A 26660-nucleotide genomic window follows, 5' to 3' on the forward strand; every position below is an offset into this window, starting at 1 on the left:
CCTAGAGTGCGGACATGGACGCCCCTCGCGCCCGGCCGCTCGAAGCACTGCCGAAGGCCCACCTGCACCTGCACTTCACCGGCTCGATGCGCCACGCGACGCTGCTCGAGCTCGCGGCGCGGGACGGCATCCGCCTCCCCGACGCCCTCGTCCACGAGTGGCCGCCACGCCTGGCGGCCGCCGACGAGAAGGGCTGGTTCCGGTTCCAGCGGCTCTACGACGTGGCCCGCTCCGTGCTGCGCACGCCCGACGACGTACGACGCCTCGTGCGCGAGGCCGCGGAGGACGACGTCCGGGACGGCGGACGCTGGCTGGAGATCCAGGTCGACCCCAGCGGGTACGGCGCGCGGTTCGGCGGCATCACGGCGTTCACCGACCTCGTGCTGGACGCCGTGCGCGAGGCCTCCGAGTCGACCGGGCTCGGCATGGCGCTGGTCATCGCGGCCAACCGCACCCGGCACCCCATGGACGCCCGCACGCTCGCGCGGCTCGCCGGGCAGTACGCCGGCCGCGGCGTCGTGGGCTTCGGGCTCTCGAACGACGAGCGCCGGGGCTCGACCCCCGACTTCGGGCCCGCCTTCGCGATCGCGCGTCGCGCCGGCCTCGCGCTCGTGCCCCACGGCGGGGAGCTGCTCGGACCCGAGTCGGTGGTCACCGTGCTGGAGCACCTGGGCGCCGACCGCCTCGGCCACGGGGTGCGCTCGGCCGACGACCCGCGGGTGCTCGACCGGGTGGTCGCCGCCGGCGTCGCGCTCGAGGTCTGCCCCACGTCGAACGTGTCGCTGGGGGTGTTCGGCGACCTCACCTCGGTGCCGCTGCCGACGCTGCTCGAGGCCGGCGCCACCGTCGCGCTCGGCGCCGACGACCCGCTGCTCTTCGGCTCCCGCCTGGCGGGCCAGTACGCGACCATGCGCGCCGCGCACGACCTCACCGACGCCGACCTCGCCGAGCTCGCCCGGATGTCGTTCCGCGCCTCCCGAATGCCCGAGTGGCGCCGTACGGAGTGCCTCGCCGAGGTCGACGCCTGGCTGGCGGGGTGAGGGGCTCTGCGCCGGTTTCACCGGCTAGCCGGTGACACCAGCACCTGGCGGGCGAAGGTTCGTGCGCCAGGTGCCGGGTTCGTCACCTAGCCGGTGAAACCGGCACACCGGGCTACAGCGCGCAGCCCACCGTCAGGGGCTCGTTGACGAGGCGTACGCCGTACCGCTCGGCGACGCCGTCGCGGACGGTCCGGGCGAGGGTGAGGAGCTCCGCGGTGGTGGCGCCGCCCCGGTTCGTGAGGGCCAGCGGGTGCTTCGTCGAGAGGCTGGTGCGCGCGTCGGGGCTGACCGCGTAGCCCTTGCCGAAGCCCGCGTGGTCGATCAGCCAGGCGGCGCTCGTCTTCACGCGCCCGTCGGGCTGGGTCCAGCGGGGCGCCTCGGGCGGGAGGGCGTCCGCCTCCTCGGCCGTGAGGACCGGGTTGGTGAAGAACGAGCCGGCGCTCCAGGTGTCGTGGTCGTCGGCGTCCAGCACCATGCCCTTGCCGGCGCGCAGGCCGAGCACCGCCGCGCGGACGTCGGCCAGGGGTGCCCGCTCCCCCGGCTCGACCCCGAGCGTGCGGGCGAGCTCGGCGTACGCGACCGGGGCCCCGAGCGCGCCGACCCGCAGCTGGAAGGTGACGTCGAGGACGACGTACCGCTCGGGCTCGGCCTTGAAGCGGCTGTGGCGGTAGCCGAAGCCGCAGTCGGCGGCGGCGAAGGTGCGCTGACGGTCGTCGACGCGGTCCCAGGTGCGCACCGAGGCGATCGTCTGGGCGACCTCCTGGCCGTAGGCGCCGACGTTCTGGATCGGGGTCGACCCGACGGCCCCGGGGATGCCGGAGAGGGCCTCGAGGCCCACCCAGCCCTCCGCGACCGCACGGGCGACGAACGGGTCCCACGGCTCCCCCGCCGCGACGGTGACGAGCACGCCCCCGCAGGTCGGGTCGCTGCCGCCGTCGGCGTCGTGGTCGGCGCGCACGCCCCGGGTCGCGACCGCGACGACCGTGCCGGGGAAGCCGGCGTCGTCCACCACGAGGTTGCTGCCGCCGGCGACGAGCAGCAGGGGCTCACCCACCGCGTCGGCGGTGCGGACGGCCTCGAGCAGCGCGGCCTCGGTCGTCGCCCGCAGGAAGCGGCGGGCCGGACCGCCCAGTCGCAGCGTGGTGTGGTCGGCGAGCAGCTCGCCGGCGCCGTCAGCAGCGGGTGCCTCAGGCACGCACGACCGCCCGCGGGTTGCCGAGCACCTTGGTGCCGCCGCTCGTGACGGTCAGGGCCAGCGTGACGAGGCCGTCCTCGACGGAGCGGACCGTGGCCGCGACGACGACCTCGACCCCGGTGTCGTCGTCCGGCACGACGACGGGGTTCGTGAACTTGGCGGTGAGCTCGACGACCTCGGCCCCGCCGGTCCACTCGGCCACCGCACGGGCGGTGAGGGCCTGCGTGAACATGCCGTGGGCGATGACGCCCGGCAGGCCGACCGTCGTCGCGATGCGATCCGACCAGTGGATCGGGTTGAAGTCGCCGCTCGCGCCGGCGTACCGCACCAGGTGGGCGCGCGTGACGGGGTAGGTGCGGGGCTCGAGCTCCTGCCCCGCCTCCCACGTGCTGAGGTCGGCGCTCATGCCCCGGCCTCCCCGCGGTGGACGAGCACGGCGCTCGTCGAGCAGACGAGCGTGCCGTCGGCGTCGGTGACGTCGCTGCGGGTGCCGAGGATGTCGTTGCCGCCGATCTGGCGCAGCGAGGCCACGGTCAGCGCGGTGGTGAGCACGTCGCCCGCGACCAGGGGGCGCTCGTAGGCGAACTTCTGCTCGCCGTGCACGATGCGGGAGAGGTCGACGCCGACGGTGTCGAGGAAGTCGTTCATCGCGGCGAAGGCCAGCACGATCGGGAAGGTGGCCGGCACCTGGCCGCCCGGCTCGTACGGCGTGCCGCTCGCGGCCGCGAACTCGGCGACCTTCTCCTCGCTGACGCGGTAGGGCTGCGTGGCGGGGAACGTGCGCCCCACCAGCGTGCTGTCCAGGCTCATGCCCGCCACGCTAGCGGTTACCGCCCGGTGGGTGCAGACGCGACAGCTCGGCACGCGCACGCGGTGCAGACGCGACGGCTCGGCTCGTTCGGGCACAGCAGAACGGCCGCCCCGGTGATCCGGGGCGGCCGTTGCGAAGCCGAGAGGGAAGAACCCGTCAGCGGGTCTCGCGGTGACCCGTGTGCGTCCGGCAGCGGGGGCAGAACTTCTGCAGCTCCATGCGGTCGGGGTCGTTGCGGCGGTTCTTCTTGGTGATGTAGTTGCGCTCCTTGCAGTCCACGCAGGCAAGCGTGATCTTGGGGCGAACGTCGGAGCTCTTGCTGGCCACGGGATGTCCTCGTCTCGGTGTTGCGTCGATGCGTCAGGTCTGTAGCGGGAGCGGGACTTGAACCCGCGACACCACGATTATGAGTCGTGTGCTCTAACCACCTGAGCTACCCCGCCATTCCGGGCGGAGGTTCTCCGTCGTCCGCTCTGCGCGAACGACGGAGACCCAACCCAGAGCCCCTTTACGGAATCGAACCGTAGACCTTCTCCTTACCATGGAGACGCTCTGCCGACTGAGCTAAAGGGGCAAGCGACGAGGAAGCATACACACGCCTTCTCGCCCAGGAGAAATCGTGCCGCCGTGCGCCTCTGACAGCGCTCGACGACGGCCTCGCCGGGGACTTTTCTACCATCCGGAGGGCCGGTCCGCGCAGTCGGGCCGAGGCACGACCACGCGGACCGGCGCTGGTCAGGGGCAGGTCAGCACCCCGTCACCGCCACGTCAGCGGGAGATCCGGTAGCGCAGGTACTGCGCGAGCACCTCCCCCGGTCGCACGGCCCGGTCGAGGAACACGAGCTCGTCCATGCGGCAGTTGCACGGGTTCTGCTCCCGCGTGTTCTGCGGGTAGGAGCCGCCGATCTTGATGCCCCGCGGGAGGGTGTCGCTGGTTCCCGTGCCGTCGACCTGCCACGGGTCGCCCGTGGTCGTGTACGACGCCCGCAGCGGCAGGCCGTTGCGGTAGAGGCGCATCTGGCCGGTCGTGTAGTCGAACGTCGCCGCGAGGTGCACCCAGGTGTCGGCCGGGAGCAGCGTGCGCCAGTCCTGGGTGGCCGCCAGGGTCTGGGAGGCCCCGTCGTCGAGACGGCGGCCCAGCGCGACGAGACGCAGCTGCCCGTCGACGTTGATGAGCTCGAGGAGCGCACGCACCCCGTGGCCGTCGGAGTTGCCCGCGAGCACCCCGGCGAGGCCGACCGCGTTGTAGGTGTCGTCCGGGGCCGCCGTGTTCGAGTTGGGCAGCGGGTAGGAGTCGCCGCTCATCTTGAACCAGCCCATGACGGTAATCTGCTCGGCGCCGGAGAACCTCTCCAGGCTGGCGACGCCGTTCGGGTCGTAGACGCCCGCCCGCCAGTCGTCGTTGCCCGCCTGGCCGGGGTTCACCTGCTGCGTCTGCAGCGACGAGATGCTGCCGCCGAACGCGCCGTCGAGCACGCGCTGCTCGCGGCCGCCGTTGACGAGGGAGAGCAGCGTGCCGGACGCGCCGGCGTCCTCCTCGCGCGTGCCGTCGACCGCGAGCGGGTGCTCGAAGTCGTAGCGCGCGACGACGTCGTCGGCCAGGGAACGGGCGACCGGGTCGATGCGCGGCGCGACGCGCGTGCCGACGACCTTCCAGATCTTCCCGTTCGCCTTCGACAGCAGGTAGAGCTCGCCGGCGGCATCCGTGCCGAAGCGCAGGTCGACGCGGGTATCGCCCGCGAAGTCGGTCATCCGCAGGCGGGTGCCCGAGGTGTCGAAGAGCTGCAGCTCGTTGAGCGCGGCCTCGCGGCCGGTCTCCTGGCGCATCTGCGACGCCTCGGCGTAGTAGACGCGGCCGTCGACGATGTCGCCGAAGACGTACTTGCCGCGCAGCAGCGGCAGGCGACCGCGGTAGACGTAGCCGCCGCCCAGGGCGTGGCCGCTGTCGGCCGCGCACGGCCAGCCGGCCGGCGGGTCGTGGTCGTAGGCCACGACCGGGTAGACGTAGCCGTTCTCCTCGTCGTCCGCGGGGAGCGGGTAGAGGGCGCACTCGTCCTCGGGGTCGAAGCGGAACCGGCCCTCGCGCTCGCTCCAGCCGAAGTTGTCACCGGCGCGCACCTCGTAGACGGACTCGATCGCGCGCTGGCCGATGTGGCCGACGTACATGCGGTGCGGCGCCCGCGAGTCCCACGAGAAGCGGTGCGGGTCGCGCAGGCCGAGGGCGTAGGTCTCGCCGATCCAGCCGGCCTCGCCGACGAACGGGTTGTCGGCGGGCACGCCGTACTCGCCGTTGGGGCCGTTCGTGCCCGTCGGGTCGATCCGCAGGATCTTCCCGTACGGCGTGGCCGGGTCCTGCGGCACGTCGGTGCCGAGGCCCTCGCCGCCGTCGCCGACGGCCAGGTAGAGCAGGCCGTAGTCCGGGGTGCCCGGGCGCGCGGTGGGGTTGAAGTCGATCTGCTGGATCGCGTGGATCTGGGAGAAGAAGCCGAGCCGCAGGACCTCGCGGCTCGTGCCGGCGAAGACGTCCGCGGCCGGGTCGTCGGCGGTCCACTCGGTGACGACGGAGTGGGAGAACTCGCGGCTCTGGCCCGGGTAGGTGAGCTCCTTCGTGCCGATCGCGCCGAACGCCTCGGTGTGCACCGTGTAGAAGACGCCGTTGGTCTCGAACTCGGGGTGGAACGTGACGAAGCCGAACCCGCTGCCCATGCCGCGCCCGGAGAAGAAGTCCGGGTGCTCGGCGCGCACGTCGAGGTAGACCGTCTCCTCACCGTCCTCCACGAAGTAGAGCGGGCCGTTGAGGTCCGGCACGAACTGGCGGCCCGAGGCGTCGGGGAGGTCGCCGATGTGGTTGATGCGGGCGTGGCGCTGGAGGCGGTAGTCGGTGGCCGGCGGCACCGTCTGCGTCGCCGGGAACTGGTGGTGCTCCTCGAGCACCAGGCCCAGGGGCGACTGCGCGGGGTCCTGGGGCACGGGGTCGGCGATGCGTTCGTCCGGGTCGAGCGAGGTGACGGTGCCGGTGGTGCCGACCGCCGCAGCGGGCCCGAGCAGCCCCACGACCAGTGCGGTCGCGGCGACGGCTGCCCACCTTCGGGTACTTCTCATGACGGGTACTCCTCGTCTCCCCCCGGGCTACCGTGGGGCTGGGTTGATGAAACCGCTGCCGGTGGCCGCCGGCAGCCGCGCCGCCCTCGCCCTCACGGGCGGGGGCGGCGTGCTCGTGGGGGTCAGCGCAGGCGGGAGCCGAGCGCGACGAGGCCGCGGACGCGGCCGTAGTTGTCGAACGAGCCGAAGCCCACCCGACCGCCGGCGAACGTCGTGTCCGTCGCGGTCATCAGCGGGCGGCGTGCGCGGTCGACGTGCACGGCGATGCGGCCCGACCGGGCATCGAACGAGAGCCGCACGTCGTGCCAGTCGGTGTCGTCGATCGCGGGCGGGGCGCCGACGGCGCCGTCCCACTGGTCGTCGATGCGCACGCGGTCGGCGTCGTCGACGCGGAAGATCCCGTTGTGGGGATAGATCGTGTTGTCCTGCGAGAGGTGCGCGTAGTGGAACCGCGTGGGCGACGTGTGGTTCCACACGAGGACCACGTCGCGGTCGTTGCGCTCGACCGGCTCGTCGACGCGCACCTGGGCGCACAGCTCGACCGAGGCGAGCTCGGGGCCGCGGGTGACGACGGCGTACTCGAACGGGCGGCGGGGGCCGACGGGCGCCGTGCCGCGCTCGGTCATCACGACCTCGCGGCCGGTGAAGGCCCACTTCGAGGGGGTCAGCGGGGCCCAGTCCGACGCGCGGGCGCGCGGCACGACGAGGGCGGTACGCCGGGCGGTGGCCGCGGCGGGCGGGGCGAGCGCGCCGCCGGCCGTCGCGATCGCGAGGGCGGCGGGGGCGAGCAGGGCGGTGCGGCGGCGTACGACGGTGGACGCGTCCATGGGGGTGTTCCTTCCCGAGAAGGGACCCCGGGCCCGCGGTGGGCCCGGGGCGTGGTGCGGTCAGACCAGGTGGGGCTCCACGAGCTCGGTGTAGCGGCGGGCGAGCGTGGCGACGACCTCGTCCCCGGGCGCGGCCCAGAGGTCGGCGTTGAAGATCTCGACCTCGACGTCGCCGGCGTACCCGGTCGCGGCGACCGCGGCGGTGAAGGCGGCGAAGTCGATGTGGCCGTCGCCGACCATGCCGCGCGAGAGCAGCGCGTCGGGCGGCAGCGGGGTGATCCAGTCGGCGAGCTGGTACGACGCCACCCGCGCGCCCGCGCGGGCGACCTGGGCGAGCACGTCGGGCTCCCACCACAGGTGGAACGTGTCGACGACGACCCCCACCGCGTCGACCGGGTGCTGCTCGGCGAGGTCGAGCGCCTGGGCCAGCGTCGAGACCACGCCGCGGTCGGCGGCGTAGATCGGGTGCATCGGCTCGATGCCCAGACGAACCCCGCGCGCCTGGGCCTCGGGCACCAGCGCGGCGACCGCCTCGGCCGCCCGGCTGCGGGCACCCGCGAGGTCGCGGTCGCCCTCGGGCAGGCCGCCGGGCACCAGCACGAGCACCGGCGCCCCGAGCGCCGCGGACTCGTCGAGCGCCCGGAGGTTCTCGTCGTGCGCCGCGGCCGCGGTGTCGGCGGGGCCGGTGAAGAAGCCTCCGCGGCACACCGACGAGACCCGGAGGCCGGCGTCGCCGACCATCCGCACCGCCTTGTCGAGGCCCACCTCGGCGACCGGCTCGCGCCACACGCCCAGCGAGGGCAGGCCGGCGCGCACGCAGCCCTCGATCGCCTCGGCCAGCGACCACTCGGCGGTCGTGCGCTGGTTGAGCGAGAGCCGCGCGAGCCGGGGGTCGCCCGGCTCCGGCGTCGGCACCCGGGCAGGAGCGCCGTTCGGCTGGTCGAGGGGCCGGTCGAGGGGCGCGCTCACGCCGTCACCCCCACGACCTGCAGGTACGACGCCCACCGCGCCGCGGCGAGGTCGGGGTCGCGGAGCAGACCGGCGGCGTCGGCCAGCTCGACCACGCGGCCGAGGTGCACCGCGTCGCGGCCCGCCTGCAGGCCGCCGAGCATCGTGAAGCCCCGCTGGTGGCCGTTGAGCCACGCCAGGAACGCGATGCCCGTCTTGTAGTGGAAGGTCGGCGTCTCGAAGAGGTGCCGCGAGAGCGGCAGCGTGGGCGCCATCGCGGCGTCGTACGACGCCAGGTCGCCCGCGTCGAGGGCCGTCAGGGCCGCGGAGGCCGCCGGGGCGACGGCGGCGAACGCACCCAGCAGGGCGTCGGAGTGGTGCGTGCCGTCGCCGCGGATCAGCTCGGGGTAGTTGAAGTCGTCGCCCGTGTAGAGGCGCACGCCCGCGGGCAGCGCGGCGCGCAGGCCGGTCTCGTGGGCGGCGGAGAGCAGCGAGACCTTGACGCCGTCGATCTTCGCGGCGTGCTCGTGCACGACCGCGAGGAACGTGGCGGTGGCCGCGTCGACGTCGGTGCTGCCCCAGTAGCCGCGCAGCTGAGGGTCGAACGCCTCCCCCAACCAGTGCAGGACGACGGGCTCGGCGACCTGCTCCAGCAGGCGGCCGTAGACCTTGGCGTAGTCCTCCGCGTCGCGGGCGACCGCGGCCAGGTGGCGCGACGCCATGACGATGACCTGCGACCCGCAGCCCTCGACGAAGGCGACCTGCTCGACGTACGCCTCGAGGACCTCGTCGACGCCCGTGAGCCCGACCCGGTGGTCGGTGCCCGCGCCGGACGCGATGCGGGCACCGACGGCGAGGGCCTGGGCCGACGAGCGGCGCACCAGCTCCTGCGTGCCCGCCCAGTCGAGACCCATGTTGCGCTGGGCCGTGTCCATGGCCTCGGCCACGCCGAAGCCGTAGCGGAAGAGCTCGTGGCGGAAGGCCAGCGTCGCGTCCCAGTCGATGGCCGCAGGCGCGCCGGGCACGTTGTCGCCGAACGGGTCGGCGGCGACGTGGGCGGCGGCGAAGACCTCGCGGGAGGCGTAGCCGCCCGGGTGGTCGACCCAGTCGCCCGGGGCACCCAGGTCGAGCGACCTCAGGGTGCCGTCGCGCTGCGGCAGGGCGACCCGGGGGCCGTCGGGTGCGCTCACGACGTCCTCGTCTCGAGCACCACGCGGCGCCCCTCGTTCGACGAGGTGAGGCCCGCGTCCACCAGCTCGAGGCCGCGGACCGCCGACATGAACTCGTAGGGGTGCGGGCGGCCGGCGTCGACGTCCTTCAGGTAGGCCTCCCACTGCGACCGGAAGCCGTTCGTGAACTCCTGGTTGTCGGGCACCTCGTCCCACTGCGAGCGGAAGTCGATCTCGGTGGGCAGGTCGGGGTTCCACACCGGCTTGGGCGTGCGCTCGCGCGGCTGGATGCGGCAGCCGAACAGACCGGCGACCGCCGATCCGTGCGTGCCGTCGACGTGGAACTCGACGAGCTCCTTGCGCTCGACCCGGGTGGCCCACGACGAGTTCATCGACACGATCGTGTCGCCGATCTCGAAGATGCCGTACGCCGCGTCGTCGGCCGTCGCGTCGTACCGCTCGCCGTGCTCGTCCCAGCGCTCGGTCACGTGCGTGACCGCCTTCGCCATGACCGCGTCGACGCGGCCGAAGAGGTGCTCGAAGACGTAGTTCCAGTGGCAGAACATGTCGAGGACCATGCCGCCGCCGTCCTGGGCGCGGTAGTTCCAGCTCGGGCGCTGGGCGGGCTGCCAGTCGCCCTCGAAGACCCAGTAGCCGAACTCGCCGCGCACCGAGAGGATGCGGCCGAAGAAGCCGGAGTCGATGAGGCGCTTCAGCTTCACCAGGCCCGGCAGGAAGATCTTGTCGTGCACGACGCCGTTGATGGTGCCGGCGGCGATGCCGGCCTCGGCGATCTCGAGGCCCTCGTCGACCGTCTCGGCCAGGGGCTTCTCGGTGTAGACGTGCTTGCCGGCGGCGAGCGCCTTGAGGATCGCCTTCTTGCGCTCGGAGGTGACCTGGGCGTCGAAGTAGACCGTCGCGGTCTCGTCGGCGAGGGCCTCGTCGAGGTCGGTCGTCCAGTCGGCCACGCCGTGCTGGGCCGCGAGGGCGGCGAGCTTCTCGGCGTTGCGGCCGACGAGCACCGGCTCGACCTGGATGCGGTCACCGTCGGGCAGCAGGATGCCGCCCTCGTCGCGGATCGCGAGCACGGAGCGCAGCAGGTGCTGGCGGTAGCCCATACGGCCGGTGACGCCGTTCATGATGATGCGCTGGGTACGGACGGTCATGGGTTCGTCTCTTTCGGCAGATGCGGGAGGGGGTCAGGCGCCGGCGGCGGCGTTCGTGGGCACGGCGGGCCGCCCCCCGAGGTAGAGCTCGGCCAGGCGCGGGTCGGCGAGCAGCTCGGGCGCGGGACCCGTGATGTGCACGCGGCCGAGGTCGAGCACGCAGCCGATATCGGCGGTCTCGAGGGCCCGGCGCGCGTTCTGCTCGACGAGGAGCACCGCGATGCCCGCGTCGCGCATGCGCACGATCTGCTCGAACATCGCCGTGGTGCGCTTCGGGTCGAGGCCCATGCTGGGCTCGTCGAGGAGCACCACCTTGGGGCTCACCATCAGCGACCGGGCGAACTCGACCTGCTTCTGCTGGCCGCCCGACAGCGAGCCGGCCAGGTCGCCCCAGCGCTCGGCCACGATCGGGAAGAGCGTCTTGACGAAGTCGGTGCGCTCGGCGACCAGCGCCTTGTCGCGCACGGTGTAGGCGCCGAGCCCGACGTTCTCCGCGACCGTCATCTCCTTGAACACGGAGTGGCCCTGGAGCACGTGCGAGAGACCGGACTTGATCATGTCCTGCGCACCGTTGCGGGTGACGTCGACGCCGTCGACCAGGATCGTGCCGGAGCGCGGGGTGAGCATGCCGCTCGCGACCTTGAGCACGGTGGACTTGCCGGCGCCGTTGGGGCCGACCAGGCACACGATGGTGGCCGCGGGGACGCGGACGGTGAGGCCGCGGAGCACGAGGGCGGCGCGACCGTAGCCGGCCTCGACGTCGACGAGCTCGAGCAGCGGGCGCGGGGGGTGGGGGGCGTCAGACGCCAAGGTAGGCCTCCAGGACTCGTGGGTCGTTCTGGACGAGGGAGGGCGGGCCCTCCGCGATGGGACGGCCGCGGTCGAACACGACGACGTGGTCGGAGAGGCTCATGACCATGTCCATGTTGTGCTCGACGATCACGAACGTGCGGCCCTCGGCGTTGAGCTCGCGCACGAGCGTGCCGATGCGGCCGATGAGCGCCGGGTTCACGCCGCCGGCGGGCTCGTCGAGCATGATCGTCTCGGGGTCGACCATCAGCACGCCGGCCAGCTCGAGCAGCTTCTGCTGGCCGTAGGAGATGTCGCGGGCCTCGGACTGCTCCAGGTGGTCGATGCCCACCCGGCGCAGCAGCTCGCGCGCCTTGGCGATGTCGCCCGCGTTGCGGGAGCTGCCCAGGCGGTGGAGCACCGAGGTGGAGCGGACCCCGACGAGCATGTTCTCCAGCACCGTCATCCGCGGGAAGATCCGGCACAGCTGGAAGCTGCGGCCGATGCCCGCGGCGGCGATGCGGTGCGGCGGCTTCGACGTGATGTCGCGACCGTCGAGGGTGACCCGGCCGCTGTCGGGCTTGATCATCCCGGTCACGCAGTTGAAGAACGTCGTCTTGCCCGAGCCGTTCGGCCCGATCAGGGCGTTGATCTTGCCCTTGTGGAAGGTCACGTCGGCACCGTCGACGGCACGCACGCCACCGAAGCTCTTCGTGAGGCCCTTCGTCGCGAGCGACACGGTCGGCGCCGTGGCGCCGCCCTGCTCGGGGATCGTGGCGGTCATCGGAGGTCCTTCCCGGAGCGCGGCGGCACGGTGGCCAGGTCGCGCTCGTCGTCGGTCGCCGTCGCGGTGCCGGCGCTCTTGTCGTCGATCGAGGCGTTGTGGGCGAGCAGCTCCTCCGCCGTCATCTCCCGGATCGAGCTGCGCTGCGGCCGGAACCGGTCGACGAGCGCCCCGATCGCCGGGATCACGCCGTCCGGCATGAACATCACGACGAGCGCGAGCAGCAGGCCGAGGGCGACGAGGTGGAACTGGGAGTCGCCGTAGTGGACCTTGAAGAACTCGAGCGAGTAGCCGACGACGACCGCGCCGAGCACCGGGCCGAAGAGGCTCCGGATGCCGCCCAGCAGGCTCATCAGGACCATGTAGGAGCCGATGAGGATCGAGAACTGGAAGATCGGGTCGAGGTAGCCGAACCACAGGGCGTACATGCCGCCGGCCAGCGCGGTGAAGAAGGCCGAGATGACGAAGACGGCGAGCTTGTAGGCGCCGGTGGGCACACCGAGGGCCTGGGCCTTGTCCTCGTCCTCGCGGATGGCCTTCAGCCCCGTGCCGAAGCGCGAGCGGTCGATGAACCACCACACCGCGAGGGCCACCGCCACGAGCGCGACGTTGAGGTAGAAGAACCGCTCGTGCTGCTCGGGCCGCAGCACGTCGGGGCCGAACGGGCGCGGCACCCGCAGCCCCTGGGCGCCGCCCGTGAGCGAGGCCCACGACTGCGCGACGAGCAGGAGGATCAGCACCAGCGCGATCGAGACGATCACGAAGGAGGCGCCGCGCACCCGGAGCGACGCGATCCCGATCGGGACGGCGAGCAGCGCGACGAGCACGGCGGCGGCGACCAGCGCCACCCAGGGGTTGAGGTCGAGCTCGAGGACGAGCAGCGCGGTGCCGTAGCCACCGAGGCCCGTGTAGGCCGCGTGGCCGAGCGAGATGTAGCCGGTGAAGCCGCCGACGAAGTTCCAGCCGACCGCGAACGCGGCGTAGCTGGCGATGACGACGCCGACCGACAGGATGAAGGCGTCGGTGGCCATCATCGGGAAGGCGAGGACGAGGGCGCCGAGCACGACGGCCAGCACCACCTTGCCCCCGACGATCGTCAGGTCGAAGCGGCTGCGGCCGGGGGCCTCGCCGTCGACGTGGGCGGGCGCGGCGCGGTCAGAAACGCTGGGCAAGACGACCTCCGAAGAATCCCTGGGGGCGGACGAGGAGCGTGGCGAAGAGCGCGACGTAGAAGACCGTCTGGGCCCAGGTGGTGCCGAGGGGCAGCTGCAGCAGGCTCTGGGTCACGCCGAGCAGCAGGGCCGCGGCCGCCGCTCCCGGGATGCTGCCCAGGCCGCCGACGACGATGATCGCCATCAGCGGTCCGATCCAGTGCCAGTGCAGCGAGGGGTAGATCGTCGAGTCGAGGGCGAGCGCCGTACCCCCGATCGCGGCCGTCGCGAGGCCGAGGCCGAAGCCGAAGCCCGCGATGCGGTCGGTGTTGACGCCCAGGAGGCGAGCCGCCTCCGGGTGCTGGATCGTCGCCCGCAGGGCCTGGCCGAAGCGGGTCATCTTCAGCAGCAGGAACAGCGCCACCAGGGCGGCGGCCGCCAGGCCGAAGGCGATGAGCTTCACGACCGCGATGCGGGCCCCGAAGAACTCGATGCTCGAGCCCGAGTAGCCCAGCTGGATGCGGCGCTGCGTGCCCGTGAAGAGGAAGCCGAGCATGCCCTCGATCGCCAGCGCGATCGCGAAGGTGAGCAGCACCGACATCATCGTCAGCGTCGCCGGGCGCAGCCGGGAGATGAGACCCCGCTGCATCAGGTAGCCGACCACGAAGAACAGCGGCACCGTGACCGCCAGCGAGAGCAGCGGGTCGAGCCCGGTCTGCTGGTGGAAGAACCAGGCGAGGTAGGCCGCGAGGATGAGGAAGGCCGAGTGGGCGATCATCACGACCCGCATCACGCCGAAGTAGAGGGTGAGGCCGGCGGCGAGCAGGGCGTAGAGGCCGCCCAGCAGGACGCCGAGGATCAGCGTCTGGAGGAGGAGCGATCCGGACACGGGGCGATCACCACGCCGGCTTGGGGTAGATGAGCTCGGCCTCGGCGGCGTCGGACGGCATCACGATGCGGATCTCGCCGTCGACGTACTGCTGGATGAGGTGGGCGCTCTGCGGGCGACCCTCCGGGTCCCAGCTCAGCGGGCCCACGACCGTGTCGACGGTGGCGTCGCGCAGGAAGTCGATGAGCTCCTGCTGGCACTCCGGGGACGGGTCGGCGCACTCGGCGGCCTCGACCGCGGCGGCCACGACCTCGCCGGTCGTCCAGGCGTTCGCCTCGTCCTCGCTCGGCGCGTGGCCGTGCATCTCGGTGAAGTGCTCGACGAACGCGACGTTCTCCTCGAAGGTCGCGTCGGGCGTGTAGCCGGTCGGCGAGATGATGCCCTCGGTCTGGGAGCCGATGGCCTCCGGGAACTCCGGGTTGGTCGGCGCGGTGGAGAAGGCCGCGAGGTCGGGCTGGTAGCCGAGCTGGCGCAGCGACACGATCAGGTTGACCGCGTCCTGGTACTGCGTGCCGCCCACGACGATGTCGGCGTCGGAGTCGGCGATCTGGGCCGCGATGCTCGAGAAGTCGGTGGTGTTCGGCGGGTAGACCTCGTCGACGACCGTCTCGATGCCGGCGGCGGCCAGCTTGTCGCGCAGCCCGTACGCCGTGCCCTGCGCGAACGGGTCGTCCATGGTCGCGTACGCCGCGGTCTGCGGGCGCTGGTCCTCCGGCATCGCGAGGATGTGCTCCGCGAGGAGGTTGTAGTGGTCGTCGGCCACCGCGGGGGCGGCGTAGAAGAGGTTGTCGAAGCCCTGCTCGAAGACCTCGTCGGCCGCGCCGGCCGGCTCTACGAAGAGGAAGCCGTAGTCCTGCGCCACCTGGGCGGCGGGCACCACGAGCCGGGTGGAGAACGGACCGAAGATGAGGTCGACGTTCTCCTGGTTGATGAGCCGCTCGTAGTCGGAGGCGACGCGGTCGGCGTTCGACTGGTCGTCGAGGATGACGAGCCGGACGTCCTTGCCGAGCAGCCCGCCGTTGGCGTTCACGTAGTCGGCCCAGGCCTCGTAGCCGCGCTGCACGCCCTTGCCCGGCTCGCTGAAGTCGCCGGTCAGCGGCAGCGAGATGCCGATGACGATCTCGTCGTCGTCGCCGCTGGCGGCGTCGCCGCTCCCCAACCCGCACCCTGCGGCCAGCGCCGTCAGCGCGAGGCACGCGAGCGTGGCGACGCCGGTGCGTCGCATCGTGGTTCGATCCCTCATGGTGGTGATGCCCTCCGTCGGTGTAAGCGCTTACGTAAGCGCTTGCAGTAACGTAGGACACAGTGGTGTCATGTGGCAAGGGTCACATGGCAGATCGCGGCAGAAGGGGTCGGAGATGGCGACGAAGGAGACGGGTCCGCGACTCATCGACGTGGCCCGGGCAGCGGGCGTGTCGATCGCGACCGCCTCGCGGGCCATGGCCGGCACGCCCGGCGTGCGCCCCGCGGTCGCCGAGCTCGTGCGCAAGCACGCCGACGAGCTCGGCTACGTCGCCAACGTGCACGCCCGCACGCTCGCCGGCGGGCACAGCCGCACCGTCGGGCTGGTCGTCCACGAGATCGGCGACCCCTACTTCTCCGAGATCGCGAGCGGCCTGCTCCGGCTCGCCGACTCCGAGGGCCTCTCGCTGCAGATCTGCCACACCGGGCGCGACCCGGAGTCCGAGCTGCGCCACATCCGCACGCTGGCCGCCCACCGGGTGGCCGCGATCGTCGTCGCGGGCTCCGGCTTCGTCGACCCCGCGGTCGAGGCGCCGGCGCGCCGCGAGCTCGAGCGGTACGCCGCGAGCGGGGGCCGCGTCGCGGTCATCGGCCGCCACCACCTCGGCACCGACGCGGTGCTGCCGCCCAACGAGGACGGCGCCCGCGCCGTGGCCGAGCACGTGCTCTCCCTGGGCCACCGGCGCCTCGTCGTCGTCTCCGGCGCCCCCGTGCTGACCACCGTCGCCGACCGGCTCGCCGGGGTGCGCGCGGCGCTCGCCGACGCCGGCATCCCCGAGGGCGACGTGCCCGTGCTCGAGGGCCCGTTCACCCGCGACGGCGGCCGGGAGGCCGCCCGCCGCGTGCTGGACGAGCACCCGGAGACCACCGCCGTCCTCGCGCTGAACGACGACATGGCGATCGGCTGCCTCTCGGTGTTCCGCGAGCTCGGTGTCGCGGTGCCGGGGCAGATCTCGGTCACCGGCTTCGACGACGTGGCCGTCGCGGTCGACCTCAACCCGGGGCTCACGACGTACCACCTGCCGATGGCGCAGATGGGCGAGGAGGCCCTGACGCTCGCGCTCAAGGAGCCGAGCGTCCGGCCACGGCGCCAGCTCACGCGCGGCGAGCTGGTCGTGCGGGGGTCGACGGCCGCGGTGCGCGCGGACGCGCTGCTGCTCTGACGCCCGCGCGCCCGCGGGCCGTCAGGCCTGGTGCACCAGGCGCCAGGGGTGCGCCTCCTCCAGCTCGTAGGCCAGCTCGAGGAGCATCGCCTCGCGCCCGGCCGCGGCGCTGAACAGCATGCCCTGAGGCATGCCGTCGGCCGTGGTCGCGAGCGGCAGGGAGAGCGAGGGCTCCCCCGTCGCGTTCTGCAGGGGCGTGAACGCCACCCAGTCCATGAGGCGGTCGATGACGGTCTCGTAGGGCTGAGTCGGGTCGAGGTGCCCGACGTACGGCGTGGGCGCGGCGACCGTGGGGCTGAGCACCACGTCGTACGAGCGGAAGAAGCGCGCGCTGACCTTCGACGAGGCCGTCAGCCGGGCGATCGCGAGCGGCAGGCGGTGGAGGCGGCGGCGCGCGTGGCGGTCGAGCCCCCGGGTGAGGTTGTCGAGCCTCGACGCGTCCCACGTGCCGCGGTGGGTGAGGCGGCCGGCGTTGACGAGGTAAGTGGAGAGGAAGGCCCAGTAGAGAAGGAAGTCGTCGGCGAAGTAGTCCGGCACGGGCGGCTTCTCGAGCTCGGTGACGTGGTGGCCCAGGGCCTCGAGCCGGCGCCCGGTCTCGAGGGTGAGCTCGCGGACCTCCGGGGTGGCCGCCCGCCCGACCGAGTCGGTGACGACGGCGACGCGCAGCCGCGGCGTGCCCGGCCGGGTGATGTCGCCGACCGGCGGCAGCTTGAGGTTGCGGTAGACCTTCTCGGCCTCGCGGAAGAACGCCGCCGTGTCGCGCACGCTGCGGGTCACGACGCCGTCGGAGACGATGCGCACCGGCATGTCGCGGAACGTCTTGTCCTGCGCGAGCCGGTTGCGGGTCGGCTTGAGACCGACGAGCCCGCAGGCCCCGGCCGGGATGCGGATCGAGCCGCCCCCGTCGTTCGCGTGCGCGATCGGGACGACGCCGGCCGCCACGAACGCCGACGACCCGGCCGACGAGGCGCCCGCGGTGCGGTCGGGGTCCCACGGGTTGCGGACCGCACCGAGACGGGGGTGCTCGGCCGAGGCGGAGAAGCCGAACTCGGACAGCTGGGTCTTGCCGATCGGCAGGAGCCCGGTCCCGCCGAACATGCGGAAGAAGTCGCCGTCGACCTTCGCGGGCGCGCTGACGAAGGCGTCGCAGCCGTCCTGCGTCGGCATGCCGGCGACGTCGACGTTGTCCTTCACGAACGTCGGCACCCCGGCGAAGAAGCCGCCCCGCGGGTCGCGGGCGGCCTTCCGGGCGCGGGTGTAGGCGTCGTACGCCAGCCCGTTCAGCGCCGGGTCCACCGCCTCGCAGCGCGCGATCGCGGCGTCGACGACCTCCGGCACCGAGACCTCGCCGGCGGCCAGGCGCTCGACCAGGCCCACCGCGTCGAGGTCACCGAGGGCGTCGTCTCCGAAGGCGTGCACGCGATCCATGCCCGCACGCTACTGGGGGGTAGGTGGGGGTGGAAGGGGGCACGGGCTAGCCCGGCAGGAACGACTCGACGACCTCGACGGCACGGTCGGCTCCCCCGCCGCGGGCGATGTCGGCGGCGACCTCCTGGCTCCGCGCGACGACCTCGGGCGCGGTGACCGCCTCCAGCGCCGTCCGCAGCTCGTCGGGGGTCGCGGTCGCGGCGTCGAGCCGTACGGCGACCCCGGCCGCCACCAGGGCGTCGGCGTTGTCGAACTGGTCGAAGTCCTGGGGCACCGCGATCATCGGCGTGCCGGTGACCATGCCCTCGGCCGAGCCGCCCATCCCGGCGTGCGTGACGAACGCGTCGGCGTGCTCGAGGATCTCGCGCTGCGGCACCCAGGGGTGCACCTCGACGTTGCCGGGCAGCGGGGCGTCGCGGGTCAGCTCGTCGCGGGTGACGTGCTGCCCGACCTGCAGCACGACGTGCCAGTCGGGGCGGTCGCCGTACGCGACCAGGCAGCGCCGGTAGAAGTCGGGCACCCGGGTGAAGGCCGTGCCCAGCGAGACGAGCAGCACGCGACGGTCGACGGGCGGGCGCCAGGCGACCTCGGGGTCGGGCCGACGGACGGCGGGCCCGACGAAGGTGTAGACGTCGCGGTCGACGCGCTCGGCGTGCGGCTGCAGCACCTCCGGCACGAGCACGACGCAGCGCGGCGGGCGACCCAGGTAGGCGAGCGGGTCGGCGGTCACGCCGTTCGCCCGCAGGAACGCCGCCTCGCGCTCGCGCAGGGCGACGCCGCGGGGGTCGTCGAGGATGCCGGCGAGGAAGTCCGCCATGTCGGCCTCGTAGCCCTCCCAGGCGACCTACGTCGGCGAGAGCTGCACGATCGGCACGCCCCACTCGTCGGCGAGGATCCGCGCCGGCACGGCGGCGATGTCGTAGAGGAAGAGGTCGGGCCGGTCGTGCTCGTAGAGGTCGCGCAGCTGCGGGAGCATCGCCTCGTAGTCGGCCTGGAACACCGTGAGGTGGTCGATGGTGTCGCCGTCGAAGGCCGGCCCGGCCGCGTCCCCCTCCGCCGCGCCGGCGTGGTTCGGGCGGGGCAGGGTCGAGTCGTACGGCGCGAGCTCGGCGCCGGTGGCCTCGACGACCGCGCGGAACGAGGGGTCGCAGGCGTAGGTGACGCGGTGGCCGCGCTCGACGAGCCGGCGGACGACCTCGAGGCTCGGGTTGACGTGGCCCGGCGCCGGGATGCTGACCATCGCGACGTGGGCGGGGCGGGGTGGGTGGTCATGGAGACTCCTCGGATCGAACGAGACGGTTCGTATCGTCTCGCTCGATGACGCTAGCATCCGAGCCATGCCGGACGCCTCCGAGTTCTCGTCGCCCGCGCCCCGCCGCCGCTCCGAGCGCTCCCGCGCCGCGATCCTCACCGCGGCGCTCGAGCTGGCGGTCGAGGTGCCGTACGGACGGCTCGGCATCGAGGCGATCGCGGCCCGGGCCGGGGTCGGCAAGGCCACGATCTACCGGTGGTGGCCCTCGAAGGGCGCGATCCTCATCGACGCCCTCGCCGACGCGAACGCGCGCTCGGCCGAGGCGACGTACGGCATCCCCGACTCCGGCGACCTCGAGGCCGACATGGCGGGCGTGCTGCGCGCGATCGTCGACGAGCTGGCCGACCCCGGCTGGGACGCCCTGCTGCGCGCCCTCACCGTCGAGACCCTCCTCGACCCGGCGCTGCGCACCACCGTGCTGGAGACGATCTTCACGCCCCAGCTCGCGATGGTCGCGCGCCGCTTCACCGCCGCCCGCACGGCCGGGCAGCTGCGGGACGACGTGGACGACCTCGGCGCCTTCGAGCTCTTCGTCGCCCCGGTGTTTCACCGCTGGCAGGGCGGTACGGCGCCGCTCGACCACGCGTACGCCGACGCCGTCGCCGCGCGGGCGTGCCGGGCGCTGGCGCCGTAGCCCCGCGTCGTCACACCAGGCGGCTCAGCCCGGCCAGCAGGAGCGGGATCAGGACGGCGGTCGCGAACGCCGTGAGCCCCATGGCGAGCCCGGCGAAGGCGCCCTCCTCCGGGTCGTCGGCCAGGGAGCGCGACGTGCCGATGCCGTGCGAGACCGAGCCCATAGCGACGCCGCGCGCATGGGGGTGGCGGATGCGGGCCCGCGTCATCACCCAGGGCCCGAGCACGGCGGACATGATGCCGACGAAGATCGTCAGCACCGCCGTGAGCGCGGCGATGCCGCCGACCTGCTCCGAGAGCACGATCGACACGGGCGTCGTCGCGGCCTTCGGCGCCATCGTGAGCGCCAGCTCGTCACCGCCGCCGAGCAGCCGCACCAGCCCGTAGCCGAGGCTCACCGAGACCACGACCCCGAGCGGCACGCCGACGAGGAGCGGCACGAGGAGCCGCTTCAGGTGGGCGGCCTGGCGGTGGAGGGGGACGGCCAGCGCGACGGTCGCCGGGCCGAGCAGGAAGACGACGAGGTCCGCGCCGCGCAGGTACTCGTCGTACGAGACGTCGGCGAGCAGCAGGAAGGCGGCGATGGCCACCACGGCGATCAGCACGGGCTGCGTGGCGGCGTGCCGTCCGGAACGCTCGTGCACCACGCGGCCGAGCCGGTAGGCCCCGAGGGTGAGGAGCACACCGAGCAGCGGGGAGGTGCGCAGCCACGTCCAGGTGGCGTCGAGCTGGTCGGTCACGACGCCGCTCCCCCGGGCGCGCCGGGCTCCCCGGTACGGCGCCCGCGGTCGCCGCGCGGGAGCAGCAGCGTCACGGTCCAGCCGACGAGGACGAGTCCCACCACCCACGAGACCACGAACGCGACCGCGAGCGGGAGGGCGGCGTCGCGCACGGTGGCGAGGACGGCGACGATCCCGACCCCCGCGGGGATGAAGAGCAGTTGGAGGTGCGAGAGCAGCCCGTCGGCCGCCGTGAGCACCGACGAGGTCGCGGCGGGGCGCCGTACCTGCAGCGCGACGAAGAGCAGCAGCATCCCGGCCACCGCCCCCGGCACCGGCAGCCCGGTGAGCCGCACCAGCAGCTCGCCCACCAACCAGAAGCCGGTGAGCCAGAGCAGCCCGTCGACGAACCGGGTCGAGCCGGGACGGGCCGAGGAGGTCATGGAGGCGCATTCAAGCACCCGCGCCCGGCGGTGGGCTCGAGCCCGTCGCCGGGAGCTACCGGGGCGTAGCCTTGTAACGATCCAAATGCATCTCCTACGCTGATCGCGCGGTGCTCGTCGAGCGCCCGAGGTCCACCCCGGACCCACCCGAGAACCGCCCCCGAGGAGCAGTCCGTGACCGCACTCCACCCCGTGCTCGACGAGGTGACGCAGCGCCTGGCCGAGCGCAGTGCCGCCGGTCGCGCGGCGTACCTCGCCAAGATCGACCGGGCCGCCCAGGCCGGGCCCGCCCGCGGCCAGCTGGCCTGCGCCAACATCGCGCACGGCTTCGCCGCCGCCGACCCCGACGCCAAGCGCGACCTGCGCGGCACGACGAAGCCGAACGTCGCGCTCGTGTCGGCCTACAACGACATGCTCAGCGCCCACCAGCCCTACGAGGGCTACCCGCAGGTGCTCAAGCGGGCCGTGATCGACGCGGGCGGCATCGCCCAGTTCGCCGGCGGCGTGCCCGCCATGTGCGACGGCGTCACCCAGGGCCGGGCGGGCATGGAGCTCAGCCTCTACTCCCGCGACGTCATCGCCATGTCGACCGCGATCGCGCTCAGCCACGACATGTTCGACGCTGCGCTGATGATGGGCGTGTGCGACAAGATCGTGCCCGGCCTGCTCATCGGGGCGCTCTCGTTCGGCCACCTGCCGACCGTCTTCGTGCCCGCCGGGCCGATGGAGTCGGGGCTGCCGAACAAGGAGAAGGCGCGCATCCGGCAGCTGTACGCCGAGGGCAAGGTCGGCCGCGACGAGCTGCTCGAGGCCGAGTCGGCGTCCTACCACTCGGCCGGCACGTGCACGTTCTACGGCACCGCCAACTCCAACCAGCTGCTGATGGAGGTGCTCGGCCTGCACCTGCCGGGCGCCAGCTTCGTGAACCCGGGCACGCCGCTGCGCGAGGCGCTCACGGTCGAGGCCGCGGCCACCGCGACCCGCCTGACCGGCTTCGCCTCCGCCAACGGCGGCGCCTCGCTCGACCCGACCCCGATCGGCCGGATCGTCGACGCCAAGGCCGTCGTCAACGCCTGCGTGGCGCTGCTCGCCACCGGCGGCTCGACGAACCACACGATGCACCTCGTCGCGATCGCCCGGGCCGCCGGCCTGACCCTCACCTGGGACGACCTCTCCGACCTCTCCGCGGTCGTGCCGCTGATGGCCCGCATCTACCCCAACGGCTCCGCCGACGTGAACCACTACGCCGCCGCCGGCGGGCTCGCCTTCTCGATCCGGTCGCTGCTCGAGAACGGCCTGCTCCACGAGGACGTCGAGACGATCGCCGGCCCGGGGCTCTTCCGGTACGCCGTGGAGCCGCGCCTGGTCGAGTCCGGCGCCGGCGCCGGGGCCGTCGAGTGGGTGGCCGGCCCGACGGAGAGCGGCGACACCTCCGTGCTGCGCGGCGCCGACGCCCCGTTCTCCCCCGACGGCGGGCTGCGGGTGCTGCGTGGACCGCTGGGCACCAGCGTCATCAAGACCTCGGCGGTCTCGCCCGAGCACCGGTACGTCGCGGCGCCCGCCAAGGTGTTCGACGACCAGGCCGACTTCCTGGCCGCCTTCGCGGAGGGCGAGCTCGACGGTCAGGACTTCGTCGCGGTCATCCGCTACCAGGGCCCGGCCGCCAACGGCATGCCCGAGCTGCACAAGCTCACCCCGTCGCTCGGGGTGATGCAGGACCGTGGCCAGAAGGTCGCGATCGTGACCGACGGCCGCATGTCCGGGGCCTCCGGCAAGGTGCCCGCCGCCATCCACCTCACGCCCGAGGCCGCGCTCGGTGGGCCGCTGGCCCGGGTGCGGGACGGCGACCTGATCACCCTCGACGCCGAGTCCGGCACCCTCGAGATCGCGCTCTCGGCCGCCGAGCTCGCCCACCGCGAGCCGACCGGCTCGGCCCCCGACGACTGGTCGGGCACCGGGCGCGAGCTGTTCGCGGCCTTCCGCGCGACCGTCGGCCCCGCCGACGAGGGCGCGTCCGTGTTCCCCGCTCCCGCGACCACTGCGTCGCCCGCTTCGACCGCCGTGGAGGCCCGTCGTGTCCGCACCGTCTGAGACCACCGTCCCGCACGCGTCCCTGCTCGACCGCGTGCCCGTCGTCCCGGTCGTGATCGTCGACGACCTCGCGCACGCCGTACCGATCGCGCGCGCCCTCGTGGCCGGCGGCCTGCCGGTCATCGAGCTGACCCTGCGCACCCCGGTCGCGCTCGACGCGATCCGGGCGATCGCCGACGAGGTGCCCGAGATCCTGCTCGGCGCCGGCACCATCACGACGCCCGCGCAGGCCGAGGAGGCCGTCGCGGCCGGCGCGCAGTTCCTCGTCTCCCCCGGCGCGACGCCCACGCTGCTGTCGGCGATGGGCGCCACCGGCGTCCCGTTCCTGCCGGGCACGGCGACGGTGTCGGAGGCGCTCGCCGTGCTCGAGGCCGGCTACGCGGAGATGAAGTTCTTCCCCGCCGAGGTGTCCGGCGGCGCGGCGTACCTCAAGGCGATCTCGTCGCCGCTGCCCGCGGCCCGGTTCTGCCCCACGGGCGGCATCACCCCGGCGAACGCCTCGTCGTACCTGGCCCTGCCCAACGTCGGCTGCGTCGGCGGCACCTGGCTCACCCCCGCCGACGCCGTCGACACCGGCGACTGGGGTCGCGTCACGGCCCTCGCCGCCCAGGCGGCCGGCCTGCGCTGAGGCGGCCCGCCCCGGAATGGGTGGGGGCGTCCCGGGGTTCGGGCTGCCATGGACCTCGAGGTGGTGCTGCCCGACGAGTCGACGTCGATGCCCGTGCGCGTGCTGGTCGACCTGGCGCGGGCGGCGGAGGACCTGGGGTACTCCGCCGCCTGGCTGCCCGACCACGTGCTGCCGCCGAGCGCGTACGGCGCGACGTTCGGGGGCGTCTACGAACCACTGGTGACGATCGGGCACCTCGCGGCCGTCACCGAACGGCTGCGGCTCGGCACCTCCGTGCTCGTGGTGCCGCTGCGCGACCCGTTCCTGCTCGCGAAGCAGGTCGCGACCCTCGCCCACCTCTCCGACGGCCGCGTCACCCTCGGGGTCGGCGTGGGCTGGAGCGAGCCGGAGTTCGCCGCGCTCGGCGCCGACCACCGCCGCCGGGGCGCCGTCACGGACGACGCGCTCGCCCTGCTGCGGCACCTGCTCGGCGGGGGCACGGCGCCGTACGAGGCTCGTCGCTTCTCCTACGACCTGGGTGTGTTCGCGCCGGTGCCCCCCTCGCCCGTGCCGATCATGGTCGGCGGCAACAGCGACGCGGCGCTGCGGCGGGCCGTGCGGTACGGCGACAGCTGGCAGGGCCTGCCCGAGAGCCCGGCGGCCTTCGCCGAGCGCGTACGACGCCTGCGCGAGCTCGTCGAGGAGACCGACCCGGGTCGGGACGTCGCGACCACGCTGCGGATCGGCTGGGACGGGACCGCACCGATGGAGCAGGTCGCCGACGACGTCGCCGCGTACGCCGAGGCCGGCGCGGCACGGGTCGCCGTGCACCTCGGGGAGCACGAGGGCACCGCAGGTCGGATGGAGGAGCTGGCGGCCGCGGTCGCCGGGCGCGGCTGAGGGACCTGTCGGGTCGTCAGGTCGGGCGGCGGGCTTCGATGAGGTGCCGGGTGGAGTGCGCCACGAACGGGCCGTCGCGCCGGAGGCGGGCGTCGAGCTCGCGCAGGCGGTCGGCGTACCGGTCGACCGAGAAGTCCGGCACCCACCACACGCACCTGCGCAGGAGCCAGATCACGGCGCCCACGTCGTGCAGCTCCATCCGGCAGCGGGTGACCCGGAGGTCGGTCACCACCAGCCCGGCCGCCTCGGCCTCAGCGGCCTCCTGGCGGGGGTCCCGGCTCCGGCGCTGCTCCGGGAGCGGACCGAGGAAGAACTCGATCAGCTCGAACGCCGACGCCGGACCGACGTGCTGGGCGAGGTAGCGGCCGCCGGGCACGAGCACGCGGTGGATCTCGGGCCAGTCCGGAGCCACCGGGTGTCGGGCCGTGACCAGCTCGAAGCTCGTGTCGTCGAAGGGCAGCACGGCTCCCGGTCGCGTCTCGTGCACGTCCACGCCCCGGGGACCGAGCAGCTCCTGCGCACGACGGGCGTTGGGCCCCCACGACTCGGTGACGCACATGCGGTCGGGCAGCACGGGCACCTCCGCGACGACCTCGCCGCCACCGGTGTCGAGGTCGAGGGCCGAGCTGACCTGACCGAGGTGGTCCGCCACGAGCCGCGCGTAGCCCCACGGCGGACGCTCCTCCGTCGCCCGCCCGTCGAGCCACCCGAAGCCCCAGCCGTCACGTCGGCCGCCTCTGCCTCGGCCACCAGGTCGTCGAAAGCCCTCACGCGCCCATGGTGGTCATCGCCGTCGCGGGGGGCCAGCGGGTTTCCGTGCGGGCGCGCCGGTGGCCCCGGGCACGGGTGTGCGCGGGGCTGGCGGGGTGGGGTGTGGTGTGGGTGTGGTGTGGGTGTGGGTCAGCCGGGTGGTTCTGGGGGGCTGGGTGGGTCGAGGTCGTGGGTGCCGTGGTGGTCGCGCATCCAGTGGTGGCCGTGGGGGCTGGTCCAGGTGTAGGTGCCGGGGGTGAGGGGCGTGTAGGTCCAGCCGGTGTGGGTCTTGAGGCGGTGGTGGCGTCGGCACAGTGGGGCGAGGTTGCAGGTGCAGGTCGCTCCGCCAGGACTCGCGCCGCCGGGACTGCCGCCCGGTTCGGGCCCGTCGAGTTCGGGGCTCGTGTCGTAGGCGGTGATGTGGTCGCAGTCGGTGGCGTGCCGGTCGGGGGCCAGGCGCCGGGCGGGGCGGGTGCAGTGGGGGAACACGCAGTGGTGGTCGCGCAGGGCGACGCGTTCGGTGATGCGGTCGGGGATCTCGTAGGCGTCGACGTGGACGTGGTCGGCCAGGTCGATGACCGGTACGACGCGCAGGTCGACGGTGGGGCGTGCGCACCAGTCGCGGATCAGCTCGGCCGGGACCGGGCCGCGGAGGTGCTCGGCCCGGCCGATCCCCACACCAGAGCCTGTGTGGCCGGTCGCGGCGTGGAGCTGGTCGAGGGTGAGGTGGAGGTAGAGGTTCACGCCCCGGCGACCCGACGCCCGGCGGGTGAGGGCCCCGACCGACTCCATGTCAGCACCGGCACCGCCGCCGGCCGCGGTCGTGCCGTCGGCACCGGCCCCTGCATCCTCCGCGCCACCGGTCATGAGATCCAGGGTGAGGTCGGCGCGGGCCAGGTCCCCGAGCGCCGCAGCCCGTCGCGCACCGAGCGCGGCCTTCGAGCCGAGCAACTTGTAGGCGTCGGCCCGACGGGCGAGCGCGTCGTCGAGGTCGTAGGCATCGAGCATGTCGACCTCCGCGCGGATCTCGACCGTCCCGGAGTAGGTGACCCGGTCGCGGTCGATGCTCACGTGACGTCGTTCGTCGAGCTCGTGCTCGGCATCGTGCGCGATCCGTTCCGCGGTGTCGGGGTCGGTGCGCCAGATCGCCTCCTCCACCAGCGCATCCAGACGGGCGACCCCGATCGTGCCGGCGACGGGGGTGACGTGGCGGTCCACGAACCCCGCCACCTCGACCGTGTGCGCCATCGTGGCCTCCGCGACCCGCCGGGCCCGCCACACCGGCACCCTCCCGGCGACCACCGCGGCGTACAGCCGCGGGAGGCGGTAGCGCAGCTCCACCGCCGCCGCGACGTGCGCGCGACCCGCGGCAGGCGACATCCCCAGCACCGCGACGAGCTCGTCGATGGCGAGGTCCTCCACCAGCGGCGCTCCGGGCCCGGCGACCGGCACCACCGGACGGAACCGTCCGGGGCGGGTGACGTGGTCTGCGGAGTGCATC

Annotated in this window: 25 protein-coding genes, 2 tRNA genes and 1 pseudogene; 6 read left to right on the top strand and 22 right to left on the bottom strand. The window is 73.5% G+C overall.

All coding sequences use genetic code 11. The features are described from left to right. The first annotated feature begins 14 nt into the window (after window positions 1–14). Window positions 15–1040: an adenosine deaminase gene (locus K329_RS0100170; protein WP_028471485.1), complete on the top strand. Its 1026-nt coding sequence runs from the start codon at window positions 15–17 to the stop codon at window positions 1038–1040. Between the two features lie 112 nt (window positions 1041–1152). On the opposite strand, the gene K329_RS0100175 is transcribed toward K329_RS0100170, so the two are convergent. The 16 genes from K329_RS0100175 to K329_RS0100250 all read right to left on the bottom strand — a co-directional run bounded on the left by K329_RS0100175 (window position 1153) and on the right by K329_RS0100250 (window position 15114). Beyond that, window positions 1153–2235, bottom strand: a complete 1083-nt coding sequence (locus K329_RS0100175) for a UDP-N-acetylmuramate dehydrogenase (protein WP_052336186.1) — start codon at window positions 2233–2235, stop codon at window positions 1153–1155. Continuing rightward, window positions 2228–2641 (bottom strand): MaoC/PaaZ C-terminal domain-containing protein, encoded by a 414-nt coding sequence (locus K329_RS0100180; RefSeq protein ID WP_028471487.1) that lies wholly within the window; start codon window positions 2639–2641, stop codon window positions 2228–2230. The genes K329_RS0100175 and K329_RS0100180 overlap by 8 nt, the downstream gene beginning before the upstream one ends. After that, window positions 2638–3045 (bottom strand): FAS1-like dehydratase domain-containing protein, encoded by a 408-nt coding sequence (locus tag K329_RS0100185; protein ID WP_028471488.1) that lies wholly within the window; start codon window positions 3043–3045, stop codon window positions 2638–2640. The genes K329_RS0100180 and K329_RS0100185 overlap by 4 nt, the downstream gene beginning before the upstream one ends. Before the next feature lie 157 nt (window positions 3046–3202). Next, window positions 3203–3373, bottom strand: a complete 171-nt coding sequence (gene rpmG / locus K329_RS0100190; RefSeq protein ID WP_028471489.1) for a 50S ribosomal protein L33 — start codon at window positions 3371–3373, stop codon at window positions 3203–3205. A gap of 42 nt (window positions 3374–3415) precedes the next feature. After that, a tRNA-Met gene (locus K329_RS0100195) sits at window positions 3416–3489 on the bottom strand. A 58-nt stretch (window positions 3490–3547) separates the two neighbouring features. Beyond that, window positions 3548–3620 (bottom strand) — tRNA-Thr (locus K329_RS0100200). A gap of 194 nt (window positions 3621–3814) precedes the next feature. Then, a complete protein-coding gene (locus tag K329_RS0100205) occupies window positions 3815–6148 on the bottom strand; it encodes a PQQ-dependent sugar dehydrogenase (protein ID WP_028471490.1) in 2334 nt (777 codons plus the stop codon). 122 nt (window positions 6149–6270) lie between these two features. Beyond that, a complete protein-coding gene (locus K329_RS0100210) occupies window positions 6271–6975 on the bottom strand; it encodes a hypothetical protein (protein WP_028471491.1) in 705 nt (234 codons plus the stop codon). 60 nt (window positions 6976–7035) lie between these two features. Beyond that, window positions 7036–7944 carry a sugar phosphate isomerase/epimerase family protein gene (locus K329_RS0100215; protein ID WP_028471492.1) on the bottom strand — a complete coding sequence of 303 codons (909 nt, stop codon included), beginning with the start codon at window positions 7942–7944 and terminating at the stop codon, window positions 7036–7038. Then, window positions 7941–9113, bottom strand: a complete 1173-nt coding sequence (locus K329_RS0100220; RefSeq protein WP_028471493.1) for a dihydrodipicolinate synthase family protein — start codon at window positions 9111–9113, stop codon at window positions 7941–7943. The genes K329_RS0100215 and K329_RS0100220 overlap by 4 nt, the downstream gene beginning before the upstream one ends. Next, window positions 9110–10258, bottom strand: a complete 1149-nt coding sequence (locus K329_RS0100225) for a Gfo/Idh/MocA family protein (protein ID WP_028471494.1) — start codon at window positions 10256–10258, stop codon at window positions 9110–9112. The genes K329_RS0100220 and K329_RS0100225 overlap by 4 nt, the downstream gene beginning before the upstream one ends. A 33-nt stretch (window positions 10259–10291) precedes the next feature. Next, window positions 10292–11068 carry an ABC transporter ATP-binding protein gene (locus tag K329_RS0100230; RefSeq protein WP_028471495.1) on the bottom strand — a complete coding sequence of 259 codons (777 nt, stop codon included), beginning with the start codon at window positions 11066–11068 and terminating at the stop codon, window positions 10292–10294. Further along, complete coding sequence (locus K329_RS0100235) at window positions 11058–11831, bottom strand: ABC transporter ATP-binding protein (RefSeq protein WP_043641693.1); 774 nt, start codon at window positions 11829–11831, stop codon at window positions 11058–11060. The genes K329_RS0100230 and K329_RS0100235 overlap by 11 nt, the downstream gene beginning before the upstream one ends. Continuing rightward, window positions 11828–13003 carry a branched-chain amino acid ABC transporter permease gene (locus K329_RS23510; protein WP_245596388.1) on the bottom strand — a complete coding sequence of 392 codons (1176 nt, stop codon included), beginning with the start codon at window positions 13001–13003 and terminating at the stop codon, window positions 11828–11830. The genes K329_RS0100235 and K329_RS23510 overlap by 4 nt, the downstream gene beginning before the upstream one ends. Beyond that, window positions 12987–13871, bottom strand: coding sequence for a branched-chain amino acid ABC transporter permease (locus tag K329_RS0100245; protein WP_028471497.1), 885 nt, complete (start codon window positions 13869–13871; stop codon window positions 12987–12989). Before K329_RS0100245 ends, K329_RS23510 begins: the two co-directional genes overlap by 17 nt. A 7-nt stretch (window positions 13872–13878) precedes the next feature. Continuing rightward, entirely contained in the window at window positions 13879–15114 is a 1236-nt protein-coding gene (locus tag K329_RS0100250; protein ID WP_211225692.1) for an amino acid ABC transporter substrate-binding protein, read from the bottom strand. Window positions 15115–15229: 115 nt separating this feature from the next. Between K329_RS0100250 and K329_RS0100255 the strand changes: the two genes are divergently transcribed. Further along, entirely contained in the window at window positions 15230–16276 is a 1047-nt protein-coding gene (locus K329_RS0100255) for a LacI family DNA-binding transcriptional regulator (protein ID WP_028471499.1), read from the top strand. A 21-nt stretch (window positions 16277–16297) separates the two neighbouring features. Here the strand turns inward: K329_RS0100255 and K329_RS0100260 are convergent, their stop codons facing one another. Together K329_RS0100260 and K329_RS32045 are read right to left on the bottom strand one after the other, a co-directional pair. Beyond that, window positions 16298–17704 carry an amidase gene (locus K329_RS0100260; protein WP_028471500.1) on the bottom strand — a complete coding sequence of 469 codons (1407 nt, stop codon included), beginning with the start codon at window positions 17702–17704 and terminating at the stop codon, window positions 16298–16300. Window positions 17705–17750: 46 nt separating this feature from the next. After that, window positions 17751–19010: pseudogene (locus tag K329_RS32045) on the bottom strand (macrolide family glycosyltransferase). A gap of 31 nt (window positions 19011–19041) precedes the next feature. Here K329_RS32045 and K329_RS0100270 point away from each other — a divergent pair. Beyond that, on the top strand, window positions 19042–19650 hold the full coding sequence (locus tag K329_RS0100270) for a TetR/AcrR family transcriptional regulator (RefSeq protein WP_028471501.1): 609 nt from the start codon (window positions 19042–19044) through the stop codon (window positions 19648–19650). 10 nt (window positions 19651–19660) lie between these two features. On the opposite strand, the gene K329_RS0100275 is transcribed toward K329_RS0100270, so the two are convergent. Together K329_RS0100275 and K329_RS23520 are read right to left on the bottom strand one after the other, a co-directional pair. After that, window positions 19661–20389, bottom strand: a complete 729-nt coding sequence (locus K329_RS0100275; RefSeq protein ID WP_028471502.1) for an LrgB family protein — start codon at window positions 20387–20389, stop codon at window positions 19661–19663. After that, the gene (locus K329_RS23520; RefSeq protein ID WP_052336187.1) at window positions 20386–20811 is read right to left on the bottom strand and encodes a CidA/LrgA family protein; all 426 of its coding nucleotides are present in this window, start codon (window positions 20809–20811) and stop codon (window positions 20386–20388) included. Before K329_RS23520 ends, K329_RS0100275 begins: the two co-directional genes overlap by 4 nt. A gap of 174 nt (window positions 20812–20985) precedes the next feature. Between K329_RS23520 and edd the strand changes: the two genes are divergently transcribed. From edd to K329_RS0100295, 3 genes are read left to right on the top strand one after another with little or no spacing between them, the layout of a single operon-like run. Then, a complete protein-coding gene (gene edd, locus K329_RS23525; RefSeq protein ID WP_052336188.1) occupies window positions 20986–22902 on the top strand; it encodes a phosphogluconate dehydratase in 1917 nt (638 codons plus the stop codon). After that, entirely contained in the window at window positions 22886–23530 is a 645-nt protein-coding gene (gene eda, locus K329_RS0100290; RefSeq protein WP_028471503.1) for a bifunctional 4-hydroxy-2-oxoglutarate aldolase/2-dehydro-3-deoxy-phosphogluconate aldolase, read from the top strand. The genes edd and eda overlap by 17 nt, the downstream gene beginning before the upstream one ends. 48 nt (window positions 23531–23578) lie before the next feature. Continuing rightward, window positions 23579–24409, top strand: a complete 831-nt coding sequence (locus K329_RS0100295) for a TIGR03619 family F420-dependent LLM class oxidoreductase (RefSeq protein WP_028471504.1) — start codon at window positions 23579–23581, stop codon at window positions 24407–24409. A gap of 16 nt (window positions 24410–24425) precedes the next feature. On the opposite strand, the gene K329_RS23530 is transcribed toward K329_RS0100295, so the two are convergent. Together K329_RS23530 and K329_RS31170 are read right to left on the bottom strand one after the other, a co-directional pair. Next, window positions 24426–25061 (bottom strand): class I SAM-dependent methyltransferase, encoded by a 636-nt coding sequence (locus tag K329_RS23530; protein ID WP_245596389.1) that lies wholly within the window; start codon window positions 25059–25061, stop codon window positions 24426–24428. Window positions 25062–25309: 248 nt separating this feature from the next. Beyond that, window positions 25310–26660 (bottom strand): hypothetical protein (locus K329_RS31170; RefSeq protein ID WP_028471505.1); only part of this gene is annotated, 1351 nt, incomplete at its 5' end.

This window comes from Nocardioides alkalitolerans DSM 16699, from assembly GCF_000426525.1.
Taxonomy (GTDB): Bacteria; Actinomycetota; Actinomycetes; order Propionibacteriales; family Nocardioidaceae; genus Nocardioides; species Nocardioides alkalitolerans.

Excerpts from the sequence above, each read along its gene's own strand:
- K329_RS0100225 (WP_028471494.1), bottom strand. The coding sequence starts at position 10,258 with ATGACCGTCCGTACCCAGCGCATCATCATGAACGGCGTCACCGGCCGT.
- K329_RS0100185 (WP_028471488.1), bottom strand. The coding sequence starts at position 3,045 with ATGAGCCTGGACAGCACGCTGGTGGGGCGCACGTTCCCCGCCACGCAG.
- K329_RS0100295 (WP_028471504.1), top strand. The coding sequence starts at position 23,579 with ATGGACCTCGAGGTGGTGCTGCCCGACGAGTCGACGTCGATGCCCGTG.
- K329_RS23520 (WP_052336187.1), bottom strand. The coding sequence starts at position 20,811 with ATGACCTCCTCGGCCCGTCCCGGCTCGACCCGGTTCGTCGACGGGCTG.
- K329_RS0100270 (WP_028471501.1), top strand. The coding sequence starts at position 19,042 with ATGCCGGACGCCTCCGAGTTCTCGTCGCCCGCGCCCCGCCGCCGCTCC.
- K329_RS0100170 (WP_028471485.1), top strand. The coding sequence starts at position 15 with ATGGACGCCCCTCGCGCCCGGCCGCTCGAAGCACTGCCGAAGGCCCAC.
- K329_RS0100210 (WP_028471491.1), bottom strand. The coding sequence starts at position 6,975 with ATGGACGCGTCCACCGTCGTACGCCGCCGCACCGCCCTGCTCGCCCCC.
- K329_RS0100235 (WP_043641693.1), bottom strand. The coding sequence starts at position 11,831 with ATGACCGCCACGATCCCCGAGCAGGGCGGCGCCACGGCGCCGACCGTG.
- K329_RS0100180 (WP_028471487.1), bottom strand. The coding sequence starts at position 2,641 with ATGAGCGCCGACCTCAGCACGTGGGAGGCGGGGCAGGAGCTCGAGCCC.
- K329_RS0100260 (WP_028471500.1), bottom strand. The coding sequence starts at position 17,704 with ATGGATCGCGTGCACGCCTTCGGAGACGACGCCCTCGGTGACCTCGAC.
- K329_RS0100255 (WP_028471499.1), top strand. The coding sequence starts at position 15,230 with ATGGCGACGAAGGAGACGGGTCCGCGACTCATCGACGTGGCCCGGGCA.
- K329_RS0100250 (WP_211225692.1), bottom strand. The coding sequence starts at position 15,114 with ATGAGGGATCGAACCACGATGCGACGCACCGGCGTCGCCACGCTCGCG.
- K329_RS0100205 (WP_028471490.1), bottom strand. The coding sequence starts at position 6,148 with ATGAGAAGTACCCGAAGGTGGGCAGCCGTCGCCGCGACCGCACTGGTC.